General features: G+C 60.0%; 12 protein-coding genes. 3 read left to right on the top strand and 9 right to left on the bottom strand.

The window, feature by feature from the left end; all coding sequences use genetic code 11:
• Positions 1 to 63 precede the first annotated feature (63 nt).
• Complete coding sequence (locus tag ACLH1I_RS20860) at positions 64 to 1,368, top strand: SLC13 family permease (protein ID WP_049003196.1); 1,305 nt, start codon at positions 64 to 66, stop codon at positions 1,366 to 1,368.
• A gap of 92 nt (positions 1,369 to 1,460) precedes the next feature.
• Here the strand turns inward: ACLH1I_RS20860 and tpiA are convergent, their stop codons facing one another.
• Both tpiA and ACLH1I_RS20850 read right to left on the bottom strand, forming a co-directional pair.
• On the bottom strand, positions 1,461 to 2,228 hold the full coding sequence (gene tpiA, locus ACLH1I_RS20855) for a triose-phosphate isomerase (protein WP_002922909.1): 768 nt from the start codon (positions 2,226 to 2,228) through the stop codon (positions 1,461 to 1,463).
• Between the two features lie 109 nt (positions 2,229 to 2,337).
• Positions 2,338 to 2,937: a YiiQ family protein gene (locus ACLH1I_RS20850; RefSeq protein ID WP_043522751.1), complete on the bottom strand. Its 600-nt coding sequence runs from the start codon at positions 2,935 to 2,937 to the stop codon at positions 2,338 to 2,340.
• A gap of 112 nt (positions 2,938 to 3,049) precedes the next feature.
• Between ACLH1I_RS20850 and ACLH1I_RS20845 the strand changes: the two genes are divergently transcribed.
• Complete coding sequence (locus ACLH1I_RS20845) at positions 3,050 to 3,478, top strand: DUF805 domain-containing protein (protein WP_004173894.1); 429 nt, start codon at positions 3,050 to 3,052, stop codon at positions 3,476 to 3,478.
• Here ACLH1I_RS20845 and fpr read toward each other — a convergent pair whose 3' ends face one another.
• From fpr to gmk, 7 genes are all read right to left on the bottom strand, one after another.
• Positions 3,479 to 4,225 (bottom strand): ferredoxin--NADP(+) reductase, encoded by a 747-nt coding sequence (fpr, locus tag ACLH1I_RS20840; RefSeq protein ID WP_048293911.1) that lies wholly within the window; start codon positions 4,223 to 4,225, stop codon positions 3,479 to 3,481.
• Positions 4,226 to 4,375: 150 nt separating this feature from the next.
• Positions 4,376 to 5,386 carry a class II fructose-bisphosphatase gene (glpX, locus tag ACLH1I_RS20835; protein WP_004205085.1) on the bottom strand — a complete coding sequence of 337 codons (1,011 nt, stop codon included), beginning with the start codon at positions 5,384 to 5,386 and terminating at the stop codon, positions 4,376 to 4,378.
• Positions 5,387 to 5,434: 48 nt separating this feature from the next.
• Positions 5,435 to 7,516, bottom strand: coding sequence for an ATP-dependent DNA helicase RecG (recG, locus tag ACLH1I_RS20830; RefSeq protein ID WP_151629196.1), 2,082 nt, complete (start codon positions 7,514 to 7,516; stop codon positions 5,435 to 5,437).
• A 5-nt stretch (positions 7,517 to 7,521) separates the two neighbouring features.
• The gene (gene trmH / locus ACLH1I_RS20825; RefSeq protein ID WP_023319341.1) at positions 7,522 to 8,211 is read right to left on the bottom strand and encodes a tRNA (guanosine(18)-2'-O)-methyltransferase TrmH; all 690 of its coding nucleotides are present in this window, start codon (positions 8,209 to 8,211) and stop codon (positions 7,522 to 7,524) included.
• Between the two features lie 161 nt (positions 8,212 to 8,372).
• A complete protein-coding gene (spoT, locus tag ACLH1I_RS20820) occupies positions 8,373 to 10,493 on the bottom strand; it encodes a bifunctional GTP diphosphokinase/guanosine-3',5'-bis pyrophosphate 3'-pyrophosphohydrolase (protein WP_004205080.1) in 2,121 nt (706 codons plus the stop codon).
• A gap of 18 nt (positions 10,494 to 10,511) precedes the next feature.
• On the bottom strand, positions 10,512 to 10,787 hold the full coding sequence (rpoZ, locus tag ACLH1I_RS20815) for a DNA-directed RNA polymerase subunit omega (protein ID WP_000135058.1): 276 nt from the start codon (positions 10,785 to 10,787) through the stop codon (positions 10,512 to 10,514).
• Positions 10,788 to 10,841: 54 nt separating this feature from the next.
• Positions 10,842 to 11,465 carry a guanylate kinase gene (gmk, locus tag ACLH1I_RS20810; RefSeq protein ID WP_002922664.1) on the bottom strand — a complete coding sequence of 208 codons (624 nt, stop codon included), beginning with the start codon at positions 11,463 to 11,465 and terminating at the stop codon, positions 10,842 to 10,844.
• A 258-nt stretch (positions 11,466 to 11,723) separates the two neighbouring features.
• On the opposite strand from gmk, the gene ligB reads away from it, so the two are divergent.
• Positions 11,724 to 13,400, top strand: a complete 1,677-nt coding sequence (gene ligB / locus ACLH1I_RS20805) for an NAD-dependent DNA ligase LigB (RefSeq protein ID WP_151629198.1) — start codon at positions 11,724 to 11,726, stop codon at positions 13,398 to 13,400.

Below are 13,400 nucleotides of genomic sequence, written 5' to 3'. Positions count from 1 at the left end.
TCTGGCGTTTACCTGTCTTACCTGTCGTCGTATTCTTGCTGAAAAAAACGACAGGAGACAGGCATGTCGCTCTGGCTTACCCACCCGCTGTTCCTCCCTTCACTGATTGTCGGCGTTACCATTGTGCTCTGGGCGTCGTCGCTGCTGCCGGAATTTATCACCGCGCTGCTGTTTTTCGCTGCGGCGATGATGGCGAAAATCGCCCCGCCGGAGGTGATCTTTGGCGGCTTTGCCTCCTCGGCCTTCTGGCTGGTGTTCAGCGGCTTTGTGCTCGGCATCGCGATCCGTAAAACCGGGCTGGCGGACCGGGCGGCGCAGGCGCTGTCGGCGCGGCTAACCGACTCCTGGCCGCGGATGGTCGCCAGCGTGGTACTCCTGAGCTATGCCCTGGCGTTCGTGATGCCTTCCAACATGGGGCGCATCGCGCTGCTGATGCCGATCGTGGCGGCGATGGCCCGCCGGGCGGGCATTGCCGACGGCAGCCGCGGCTGGTTCGGCCTGGCGCTGGCGGTGGGGTTCGGCACCTTTCAGCTTTCGGCGACGATTTTGCCCGCCAACGTGCCGAATCTGGTGATGAGCGGCGCGGCGGAGGGCTCGTACGGTATCCATCTGAATTATGTTCCCTATTTACTGCTGCATACGCCGGTGCTTGGCTGGCTGAAAGGGGCGGCGCTGGTGGCGCTGATCTGCTGGCTGTTTCCCGGTAAGCCGCATCCGCCGCGCGACCTGGCGCCGCTGCCGGCGATGAGCCGCGACGAGAAGCGTCTGGCGTGGCTGCTGGCGGTGGTCCTCACGCTGTGGGTGACCGAGAGCTGGCATGGCATCGGCCCGGCGTGGACCGGCCTGGCGGCGGCGGTGGTCACGCTGCTGCCGCGGGTGGGCTTTATCAGCGGCGAAGAGTTTGCCAGCGGGGTGAATATGCGCACCTGTATTTATGTTGCCGGGATTTTGGGGCTAGCGATCACCGTCACCCAAACCGGGATTGGCGGCGTGGTGGGCAATGCGCTGCTGCAGGTGATGCCCCTGGATAAAGACAATCCTTTCACCAGCTTTCTGGCGCTGACCGGAATTACCAGCGCGCTGAACTTTATTATGACCGCCAACGGCGTGCCGGCGCTGTATACCACCTTTGCCCAGAGCTTTGCCGACGCCACCGGCTTCCCGCTGCTGAGCGTGATTATGATTCAGGTGCTGGGCTATTCCACGCCGCTGCTGCCGTATCAGGCGTCGCCAATCGTGGTCGCGATGGGGTTAGGCAAAGTCCCGGCGAGGGCGGGAATGTTGCTTTGTCTGGCGCTGGCGGCGGTGAGCTATTTGATTTTACTGCCGCTGGACTACGCGTGGTATCAGCTGTTGGGGAAACTGTAACGGCAAAAGAAAGCCCGGCTTGCGCTGTGCTAAGCCGGGCTCCCACGTTTTGTCAGTCAACCCGGTCGCGTGTCGCCACCGGGAAAAGCGAATTACGCTTTTTTCGCTGCTTCTGCTGCTTTAACGATCACCGCGAAAGCGTCAGCTTTCAGGGAGGCGCCGCCAACCAGCGCGCCGTCGATGTCCGGCTGGGTGAACAGCTCTGCGGCGTTGCCAGCGTTAACGGAACCGCCGTACTGGATGATCACTTGCTCAGCGATTTTCGCGTCAGCTTTAGCAATGTGGTCACGGATGAATTTGTGCACCGCCTGAGCCTGAGCCGGGGTCGCGGATTTGCCGGTACCGATAGCCCATACAGGTTCGTAAGCGATAACCACGCCTTCGAAAGCGGCAGCGCCCTGCGTTTTCAGTACCGCGTCGATCTGACGTGCGCAAACTTCTTCCGTTTTGCCCGCTTCGTTTTCGGCTTCGGTTTCACCGATGCACAGTACCGGAGTCAGACCCTGCTCTTTCAGCACGGCGAATTTCTTCGCAATCAGCTCGTCGGATTCTTTGTGGTAGGTACGACGCTCGGAGTGGCCGATGATGATGTACTGCGCGCCGATATCTTTCAGCATTTCGGCGGAGGTTTCACCGGTGAAAGCGCCGGACAGGTTTACGTCAACGTTCTGCGCGCCCAGGTGGATGTGGCTGCCTTCTGCCGCACGCTTAGCCAGGTCCAGATACATTTCCGGCGGGGCGATGGCAACTGCGCAGCCGCTTACGCCAGCCAGCTCGGTACGCAGGTTCGCAACCAGTTCGTTTACCATGTGGCGGCTGCCGTTCAGTTTCCAGTTACCCATCACTAAAGGATGTCGCATTTTAATTCTCCACGCTACTTAAGCGAATTAAGGAATATAGCCGCCCCAGAGGGCAGCATGGTCTGTGAAACAGTATAGAGACTCGTCACTGGAAAGGCTTTGCTTTTTGTCATTTATTGTTACCTTCCAGCGTTTCAGATAGCGCCAGCTTAATCGGTTCAACAGCGAAGGTCAGACCCTTTTCACCATGATCTGCCACCACATAGCGCACGGCGCCCTCGGTGTCGGAGAAGTAGCGTTTGCCTTTGCCGGCAGTCAGCAGTTTCTGCAGTTTTTGCTGGCTCTGCGCCGGACTAAGGGTGGGCACGAAGGCGCGGATCATGGCGCTCATATACTCCAGCGCTTTGGCCTTCGCCGCCTTTTGCTCCGGCCCCTGGATCGGCAGCCAGGTGATCTGCATGGATTTGATCTTCAGCGTGCCGCGCTCCAGCGCGGTGGAGGCATAGAGATTTTCGTTAATCTTGCTGGCGGCGCGGGTCAGGTTAGCCCGATCGCGGCTGGTTGATATGGAACGGAATTCATTCAGAGGCAGCTTCGGGTTATCGACGTTAAATTTTTCCCGGAACTGGCTGATCGACAGGTCAAAGCTCGGCGCGCCGGCGAGCAGGTAGGGGGCAGCGGTCGTCGATTCGCTTTCTGCGGACAACGCATGCGGGCCGACGGCAAGGCCCATCAGCCCACTGAAACACAAGATTGTCCACTTCTTCATGCCCGTCGTTCCTTTTTTTGCCTGCTGACGATTAAATCGGGAAGCGCGGCGCTTGTCAAAAAGTCACGACGCCAGGGTAAACTACGCAGACGATGATGATAAGGAAAAACGCATGACCCTACAGCAGTGGTTATTCTCAATTAAAGGGCGCATTGGCCGCCGCGATTTCTGGATCTGGATTGCCATTTGGCTGGTGACCATGAGCGCGCTGTTCACCCTGGCAGGCAGCAATCTGCTTAATCTGCAGACGGCGGCGTTTATTATTGTCTGCCTGCTGTGGCCGACGGCGGCGGTGGTGGTGAAGCGGCTGCACGATCGCGGCAAATCCGGACTGTGGGCGCTGCTGATGATTCTGGCGTGGATGCTGCTGGCGGGGAACTGGGCGATGCTGCCGCAGGTCTGGCAGTGGGGCGTCGGGCGCTTTGTACCGACGCTGATTATCGTCATGATGCTGATCGACCTTGGGGCGTTTGTCGGCACCCAGGGCGAGAATAAGTTCGGCAAGGAGACCCAGGACGTGCGCTGGAAAGCGGACGCCTGATTACCAGTAGTGCTCCGCCGTCATGTGGCCCGGCCGGCGACGCAGATGTTTGGTCATCTGCCGGGTCTCTTTTAACAGCTGTTGGGTATCGCGTACCATCTGCGGGTTGCCGCACAGCATCACATGGCTGGTGTCGCGGGTCATCGGCAGGCCGACCGCCTCCTCCAGCGCCCCGGTTTCAATCAGGAACGGCACCCGGCCGGTCAGCGAGCCTGCCACGGTTTCGCGGCTGACCACCGTCTGGATGCGTAATTTGCCGGCGTAGCGCTGCTCAAGCTCGCGCATCAGCGGCAGATAGCTCAGGTCCGCGGCGTAGCGCACGGCGTGGACCAGCACCAGATGAGTAAATCGCTCAAGATCTTTGCCTTCCTGGAGAATCGACAGATAAGGCCCGAGGGCGGTGCCGGTCGCCAGCATCCACAGAGTATCGCAATCCGGTACTTCCTCGAGGACGAAGAAGCCAGCCGCTTCGCTCACCACCTGGACCTCATCGCCCGGTTTCAGCGCCGCCAGACGCGGGCTCAGCTTGCCTTCCGGGACGGTGACCAGATAGAACTCGAGATCGGGATTGCCGGGGGCGTTGACGTAGGAATAGGCGCGCTGCACGCGTTCGCCGTCGATTTCCAGCCCGAGCTTGGTAAATTGCCCGGCGGTAAACGGATGGACAGGCGCCCGCACGTATAAACTGAACAAGGCGTCCGTCCAGTACTCCACTTTTGTCACTTTGCCGCTAACCCAGTCCGCCATCGTCTTCTCCTGTTGCCAAGCGATGCCTTATCTTCGGCCCAGACGGGCAAGATTTCCACCCCGCAGGCGCAAGAAAGCTCTATTGATCAAATATAAACGAAGAACAGGACAACCGCCCGCGGACGGTTGCCTGGAGGAGAGAAAGCGGTATTACAGGATGTGCTGCTGGACGTCCGGATCTTTACGGTCGAGGTAATGAATCGACTGGATCCGACGGATGGTGCGCGACTTGCCGCGGATCAGCAGCGTCTCGGTGGTGGCCATATTGCCCTTACGGGTAATGCCGTCCAACAGATCGCCTTTGGTGATGCCGGTAGCGGAGAAGACGACGTTATCGCTGCGCGCCATTTCATCAAGGCGCAGCACTTTACCCGCTTCGATGCCCATGGTTTTGCAGCGCGCCAGCTCGTTTTCACCGATGCGGCGATTCTCTTCGCTGTCGCCCTTCACGTGGTGACGAGCCAGCAGGCGGCCCTGCATATCGCCGTCGAGCGCGCGGATCACCGCGGCGGAAACCACCCCTTCCGGCGCGCCGCCGATGCCGTACAGCACGTCCACTTCGCTATCCGGCATGCAGGTGAGAATGGAGGCCGCGACGTCGCCATCGGGAATGGCGAACACGCGCACGCCCAGCTGCTGCAGCTGAGCAATCGCCGCATCGTGGCGCGGTTTCGCCAGCACGGTGACGGTCAGCTCGCCCAGCGGCTTGTTCAGCGCGCGGGCGATATTGCGCAGGTTCTCTTCCAGCGGCAGATTGAGATCGATAGCGCCTTTAGCGCCTGGGCCGACAATCAGCTTTTCCATATACATATCCGGCGCGTTGAGGAAGCAGCCTTTATCGCCGACCGCCATCACTGCCAGGGCATTAGCCTGGCCCATCGCCGTCATCCGGGTACCTTCGATGGGATCGACGGCGATATCCACCGCATCGCCCTGGCCGGTGCCCACTTTTTCGCCGATATAGAGCATCGGCGCTTCATCGATTTCGCCCTCGCCGATGACGATGGTGCCGTCGATATTGACGAGGTTAAGCATAATGCGCATGGCGTTAACCGCTGCGCCGTCGGCGGAGTTTTTATCGCCGCGGCCCAGCCATTTATAGCCCGCCAGCGCGGCGGCTTCGGTGACACGCGAAAATTCGATGGCCAGTTCTCGTTTCATAATCCACTCATTGTGTAGAAAGATTGCCCGCAGCGCGGCAAAAGCGCGCTACGCGTTGGAATAGCGTTCGGTTTCCGGCATCCAGCGCTCGATCAGCGCCTGGGCCTGCAGCGGATAGCGTTCATGAATGTGGCGCGCTATGCGCTGAACGTCGGGGATCATCACCTGATCGCGCAGCAAATCCGCCACTTTAAACTCAGCGTTGCCGGTCTGGCGGGTGCCGAGCAGCTCACCGGGACCGCGAATTTCAAGGTCTTTCTGGGCGATGACGAAACCGTCGTTACTGTCACGCAGCACCTGCAGGCGTTTCTGCGCCGTTTTAGAGAGCGGCGATTTATAGAGTAGCACGCAGTGGGAAGCGACCGCGCCGCGCCCGACGCGCCCTCTGAGCTGGTGCAGCTGCGCCAGACCCAGACGTTCCGGGTTTTCGATAATCATCAGGCTCGAGTTCGGTACGTCGACACCGACTTCAATGACCGTAGTGGCCACCAGCAGATGCATTTCGCCCTGCTTGAAAGCCTGCATCACCGCCTGCTTCTCCGCCGGTTTCATCCGCCCGTGCACCAGACCGATATTCAGCTCCGGCAGCGCCAGCTTGAGCTCCTCCCAGGTCGCTTCCGCCGCCTGGGCCTCCAGCAGATCGGACTCCTCAATCAGCGTACAGACCCAATACGCCTGGCGGCCTTCGTGGGTGCAAGCGTTGCGCACGCGGTCAATAATATCGCTGCGCCGGGTGTCCGGGATAGCGACGGTAGTCACCGGGGTTCGGCCCGGCGGCAGCTCGTCGATAACCGAGGTATCGAGGTCGGCGTAGGCAGTCATCGCCAGGGTGCGCGGGATCGGCGTGGCGGTCATGATCAGCTGATGCGGGTGGAAACCTTGCTGCTGACCTTTCTCCCACAGCGCCAGCCGCTGGTGTACGCCGAAGCGGTGCTGTTCGTCGATGATCACCAGCGCCAGGCCGTTAAACTGCACCTGTTCCTGGAAGATGGCGTGGGTGCCGACAATCATCTGCACCTCGCCGCTGGCGATAGCGTCCTGCTGCGCCTGGCGTGCTTTGCCTTTCTGTTTGCCCGCCAGCCAGCCGACCTCAATGCCCAGCGGTGCAAACCAGCTGCGGAAGTTGTTGGCGTGCTGCTCGGCGAGCAGTTCGGTGGGCGCCATCAGCGCCACCTGTTTGCCGTGGGCGATAGCGCGCAGAGCGGCCAGGGCGGCGACCAGCGTTTTACCGGAGCCAACGTCGCCCTGCACCAGGCGCATCATCGGCACGTCCAGCGCCATATCGCGCTCAATCTCGGCGGTGACCCGCGCCTGCGCGCCGGTGGGCTTAAAGGGCAGGGAGGCCAGCAGCTGATTTTTCAGGGTATCGTTGGCGCCGAGCGGCAGGGCGTGATAGCGCTGGGCGCCTGCCCGTAGCGCCAGCATACTAAGGTTGTGCGCCAGCAGCTCTTCCAGAATCAGGCGCTGCTGCGCCGGGTGCTTGCCGCTTTCCAGCTCGCTAAGTTGCAAGGAGGGAGGCGGACGGTGCAGCGTACGCAGCGCCTCCGGCAGGCTCATCATCCCCTGCGCCAGCTCCGGCGGCAGGAGTTCGCTAATTGCGCAGGTCTCGAGCAGCTCGAGCGCCTGATCGGTGAGCTTGCGCAGGGTCGCCTGCTTAATGCCTTCGGTAGTCGGGTAGACCGGCGTCAGGGTCTCCTGCAGCTCCGGGGTGCTCATATCGCCCTGGACGCGGTATTCCGGGTGGATCATCTCGGCGCCGTACTTCCCGCGTTTGGCTTCACCGTAGGCCAGCACTCGTCGACCGGTCGCGAGGCTGTTTTTCATCGCCGCGTTGAAGTTGAAAAAGCGCATGGTGAGGATGCCGGTGCCATCGCTGATCTGGCAGGTCATCATTCGGCGGCCGCCGAAGGTGATATTGCTGTTGAGCACTTCGCCTTCCACGGTGGCATAAACCCCGGGCAGCAGATCGGCTATCGGGTAAAGATGGGTGCGATCTTCGTAGCGCAAAGGCAGGTGCAGCAGCAGATCCTGTACCGTATGCAGGCCGATCTTCGCCAGCTTGCTGCTCTGCGCAGCCCCAACGCCGGTGAGTGAACTGAGCGGAACGGCATCTAACAGGCGGCCTGACATGGGGTTTACCTCGCAGCCTGCATGGTGGCCCACCACGCGGCATCGGCTTCCACTTCGCCCTGCTCGTTAACGTGGGGGTAAGGCAGCCCTTTCTGTCTCGCGACGCGGGCCAGCACCGGATAGCCGCCTTCAAACAGCAGGCGCTGCTGCTCTTCCGGCGGCAGCATGCTGTTGGCGCGTTGGTACATCCCGGCGTTTTGTCGCTGCCGCTGGGCTTCATACAGGATCAGCGCCGAGGCGACGGAGACGTTCAGCGACTGCACCATGCCGATCATCGGGATAATAATGTCCTGATCGGCCAGGGCCAGCGCTTCCTGAGTGATGCCGGTTTTCTCCTGACCCATCAGGATGCAGGTTGGGCGCGTATAGTCGATTTCACGGAAATCGATGGCTTTGCCGGAAAGATGGGTGGCGAGGATTTGCATACCCTGGCCTTTGAGGTGGCCGACGGCATCTGCGATGGTACGGTGGGTTTTCACCTGCACCCAGCTGTTGCTGCCCGCGGCGGCGGAGGCCATGGTGCGCATCCGGCTGCTCGGCCAGACCGCGTGCACCTCGTGTACGCCAACGGCGTCTGCGGTCCGGATGACCGCAGAGACGTTATGGGGCTTATGGACCTGCTCCATGCAGACCGTCAGGTCAGGCTGACGCCTGGCGAGCATCTCGCAGATACGCGCGTAACGCTGTGAATTCATTACACTTCATCCTTCGAATTACCTCTTTAGTCGCTGCGGATCACGCGGCCCATCCCTGAGCCTCTCCCCTGACGGGGCCTGCAAGCAGCGTTCAAATCTGCTCCCGGCAGATTTGTCATTCGCTTGCTGCCTTGATGCAATTCGAATGTTTTGTCTAAAAGCTAATTTCGGTTACGGGTGACTTTAATCACGTCCGGCATGACGCGGATTTTGCGCATGATATTCGCCAGATGCACGCGGTCGCGGGCGGTCAGGCGGATAAAGGCGCTGTATACGCGGCCATCTTTCTCTTCCGTATTCAGACTCTGGATATTGGAAGAGGCGGTGTTGATCGCCGCCGTCAGGTTAGCCAGTGCGCCCTGGTGGTTAAACATATCCACCTTGATCTCCGTGATGAACTCCTGAGCGGTCTCTTTATCCCACTCAACCGCCATAAATTTCTCCGGCTCTTTCTGGTAGCCGCGGATGTTACGACAGGATTCATGATGGATAACCAGCCCTTTGCCGGGACTGACGTGGGCGATAATCGGGTCACCGGGGATCGGACGACAGCATTTGGCGAAAGTGATCAGCACGCCATCGGCGCCTTTGATCGGTAGATGGCCGTGGTTCGAGGCATTGGCCGGCACCGGTGCCGCAGCGGCTTCGCCCTGCTGCAGGTTTTTCGCCACCACCACGCTCATGGCGTTGCCCAGACCGATCTCCGCCAGCAGATCGTCAAGCGAGGCCAGCTTCATCCGGTCGAGCTCGCGCTGGATATTCTCCGGCGGGATCTCGGCGAGTTTGCGGCTACCGCCCAGCGCGTGGTTGAGCAGACGACGGCCAAGGCTGACCGAGTCATCGCGCTTGAGGTTTTTCAGCAGCTGACGGATCTTGGCGCGCGCCTTCGAGCTGACGACAAAGTTCAGCCAGGCGGCATTCGGACGTGCGCCCGGCGCGGTAATAATTTCGACAGTCTGACCGCTGGAGAGCGGCTGCGACAGTGGATAGGGCTGGCGGTCGACGCGCGCGCCGACGCAGGCATGGCCGATATCGGTATGCACCGCATAGGCGAAGTCCACCGGCGTGGCGCCAGCGGGCAGTTCGACAATGCGCCCTTCCGGGGTGAAAACGTAAATCTCATCGGGAAACAGATCGGATTTAACGCTCTCAATAAATTCAAACGAGCTGCCGGCGCTCTGCTGCAGCTCCAGCAGGCTTTGCATCCAGCGCTGGGCGCGGATTTGCGCGGTGGTGCTGCTTTCGCCGCCGTGCTCTTTATAAGCCCAGTGCGCCGCGACCCCCATCTCCGCCATCTGGTCCATGTCTTCGGTACGAATTTGTACCTCGACCGGGACGCCGTGGGGGCCGATCATCGAGGTGTGCAAAGACTGATAGCCGTTCGCTTTCGGAATGGCGATATAATCTTTGAAACGACCTGGACGCGGTTTATAGAGGCTGTGCATCTGGCCAAGCACGCGGTAGCAGACATCGGCATCATGGACGATAACGCGGAAGGCGTAGATATCCATGATCGAGTGAAAACGCTGCTCTTTGAGCACCATTTTGCAGTAGATCGAGTACAGATGCTTTTCGCGACCGCTGACGCGGCAGGGGATCCCCGCTTCCTGCAAACGCCCTTCGATTTCCGAGAGGATCTTTTGGATCATCTCTTTACGGTTGCCGCGCGCCGCTTTGACCACCTCTTTAATGACGCGGTAGCGGTTCGGGTACAGCGCCTCAAAGCCCAGCTCTTCGAGCTCAGTTTTGATGTGATGGATACCTAAACGGTGCGCCAGCGGGCTGTAGATTTCCAGCGTTTCGCGGGCGATGCGGCGGCGTTTATCCGGGCGTAGCGAGCCCAGGGTACGCATGTTGTGGGTGCGGTCGGCAAGCTTGATGAGGATGACGCGGATGTCCTGCACCATCGCCATGATCATTTTACGAAAGTTTTCGGCCTGCGCCTCTTTCTTATCGCGGAACTTGAGCTTATCAAGTTTCGATACCCCCTCTACCAGTTCGGCGACGCTTTTACCAAAAAGCTGTTCCATGTCCTGGTAGGTGGCGGGAGTATCTTCAATCACATCATGCAGCAGCGCGGCCATCAGCGTTTCGTAGTCGAGCTTCATCTCGGCCAGAATACAGGCTACCGCGACCGGGTGCGTGATATAAGGTTCACCGCTTGAACGTGTCTGACCCTCGTGAGCGTCACGTGCAACGAGATACGCCTGCCGCAGACGTTTGATCTGGTCTTCCGGCAGGTAGTTTTGAATCAGCTGATTCAGGCTTTCAAACAGATACAAGGGCGACCCGCTGTGTGATTAACGACGACCTTCAGCAATCGCGGTAACGGCTTGTAATTCAGCGGCTTCCTGCTCTTGCTGTTCCTGGCGCTCACGTACGTCGAGGATCTGGTTGTTGATCAGACCTTCTTCGATTTCGCGCAGTGCGATTACGGTGGTTTTATCGTTTTCTTCCGGTACCAGCGGATCCTTTCCGCCTACCTGCATCTGACGAGCGCGACGCGCGGCGACCAGTACCAGGTCAAAACGGTTACCAATTTTCTCTACAGCGTCCTGAACAGTTACGCGTGCCATACTTAAAATGCTCCACAGGTGAAGAAATGACTGGGCATGATACTGAATGTGGGTTCAGTCTGCCAATAGTTTGGTGATTAAAGCGCCATGTCGCTGCTTTTGGCGGCTCATGCGCAGACGTTCAGCGCGGATGATATTTTTCAGGTCGCTCAGGGCGGTGTCAAAATCATCATTCACAATCAGGTAATCATACTCGGCGTAATGGCTCATTTCCGCAACGGCCTGGGCCATTCGTTTCGCGATCACCTCTTCGCTGTCCTGGCCGCGGCCGCGCAGGCGACGGTCCAGTTCATCTTTTGACGGCGGCAGAATAAAAATGCTGCGTGCGCCCGGCATGCTTTTACGGATCTGCTGCGCGCCCTGCCAGTCGATATCGAGGAAGACATCAACACCGGTCGCCAGCACCTGCTCGATCGCTTTACGCGACGTGCCGTAATAGTTGCCAAAGACCTCTGCATGTTCCAGAAACGCGTTTTCGCCAATCATCGAGCGGAATTCGTCGTGATTCACGAAGAAATAGTGTTCGCCGTGCACTTCACCCGGACGCGGCGCCCGCGTGGTATGGGAAACCGATACCTGGGTGTCATACAACGGTTGGGTTTTTAATAAAGCCTGAATCAGGCTGGATTTACCCGCGCCGCTAGGGGCGGAAACAATATAAAGCGTGCCTTGAGCCATGAGTGTCTTTTGTATGTGGTTATCGAAAGAGGTCCTACATACGAGCCTATTATACACGTCGCCGCGGCGTGACGCAGTCCTTGTCACACTTTTTGCCGCTGTTTCTTTCATTTTGCCTGCCGTTTTCCTGAATTCGCCAGCCGTTGCTGCAACGAGGTGCAAATCCTGGAAGGCGCTTCGCAGGGTGAAAAAGCCCCCGTCGCGGTTTCCGGTATTCTGCCGCAGACTCTCCGTCAGGTGCTGAAGGAGGGAACTGCAATGCGTAAAGGAGGGGGGTGGCTGGCGATAGGGATGTTCTCTGCCAGCGCGCTGGCGACGTGCCCGGACTGGCCGCCGGCTAAAGGCAGACAGGAGATGGCACGTCTTCATCAACAGATTGACGCCTGGAACGAGGCTTACTGGCGACAGGGCGCCAGCGAGGTGAGTGATGACGTTTACGACCAGCTCACCCAGCGCCTGACGCAGTGGCGGCAATGCTTTCCGGGCGCGACGCCTGAGGAGGACGGTCTGTCTCCACCGACCGGCGATACGCGTCATCCGGTCGCCCATACCGGCGTACGCAAGCTGGCGGATGAAGCCAGCCTGGCCCGCTGGATGAAAAATAAAACCGACCTGTGGATACAGCCTAAGGTGGACGGCGTGGCGGTAACCCTGGTCTATCGCCAGGGGCATCTGGTTCAGGTTATCAGCCGCGGGGATGGCCTGCGCGGTGAGTTGTGGACCGCCCGAGCGCGGCAGATCCCGGCGCTGGCGAAGCTGACGACCGGCGAACTGGCCAACAGCGTGCTGCAGGGGGAGCTGTTTCTGCGTCGGGAGGGGCATGTTCAGCAGCAGGCTGGCGGAATGAACGCGCGGGCGAGAGTCGCCGGGTTGATGATGCGGGCTGACGCGGCGGCGCCCCTCAGCCAGCTGGACGTTTTTATCTGGGCCTGGCCAGACGGTCCGTCGGATATGCGCCGTCGTCAGAAGCTGCTGGCGCAGGCGGGGTTTATCTACAGCGGACAATACACCCATCCGGTGACGCGTGTTGAGCAGGTGGCGGAGTGGCGCCAGCGGTGGTATCGCTCGCCGCTGCCCTTCGTCAGCGATGGCGTGATTGTGCGTGAAGGGCGCGAACCGGCGGGGCGCGTCTGGTCACCGGGAAAGGGCGAATGGCTGGCAGCCTGGAAATATCCTCCGGCATCGCGGGTGATGGAGGTGCGGGCGATCCATTTCAGTACCGGCCGCAGCGGTAGAGTCAACGTAGTGGCTGAGCTTGAGCCCCAGCGACTGGATGACAAACGCGTGCAGCGGGTTAACGTTGGCTCTGTGGCCCGCTGGCAGGCGCTGGATATTGGGGTTGGCGATCAGCTGCAGATCAGTCTGGCAGGTCAGGGTATTCCACGGATCGACGCGGTCGTCTGGCGGATGGCCGAGCGCCTTAAACCGACGCCGCCGGCGGCCAAATTCAATGCGCTAACCTGCTATTTCGCCACCCCTGAGTGCAGCGAACAGTTTCTTTCCCGGCTGGTCTGGTTGTCATCAAAATCGGCGCTGGATATCGATGGCGTAGGGGAAAACGTATGGCGCGCCATTCAGCGGCAGCACCCGATGGAGCATCTTTTTTCCTGGCTGGCGCTCACGGCGGAGCAACTGCGGACGATGCCAGGAATCTCGGCCACCCGAGGGCAGCACCTCTGGCATCAGTTTGATCTTAGTCGTAAACGGCCTTTTATACGCTGGGTGCTGGCGATGGGGATCCCGGCGCCCCAGGAGGCGCTGGCGCAGCCTGGAAATGAAAACTGGCGCCTCCTCACGGCAAAGAGTGAAGCGCAATGGCGCACGCTGCCGGGCGTGGGGGCGATCAGAGCCCGACAGCTGGTGGCTTTCCTGCATCACCCTGACGTGGCGGCGCTGGCGCAATGGCTTAGCGGGCAGCACATCCCCGGGTTTTGA

It is taken from the genome of Klebsiella sp. 1SOBk10mer (assembly GCF_046602535.1).
GTDB lineage: Bacteria > Pseudomonadota > Gammaproteobacteria > Enterobacterales > Enterobacteriaceae > Klebsiella > Klebsiella quasipneumoniae.
The sequence above is the reverse complement of the archived record's forward strand: the minus strand, read 5'-3'. Positions and strand labels throughout refer to the sequence as shown.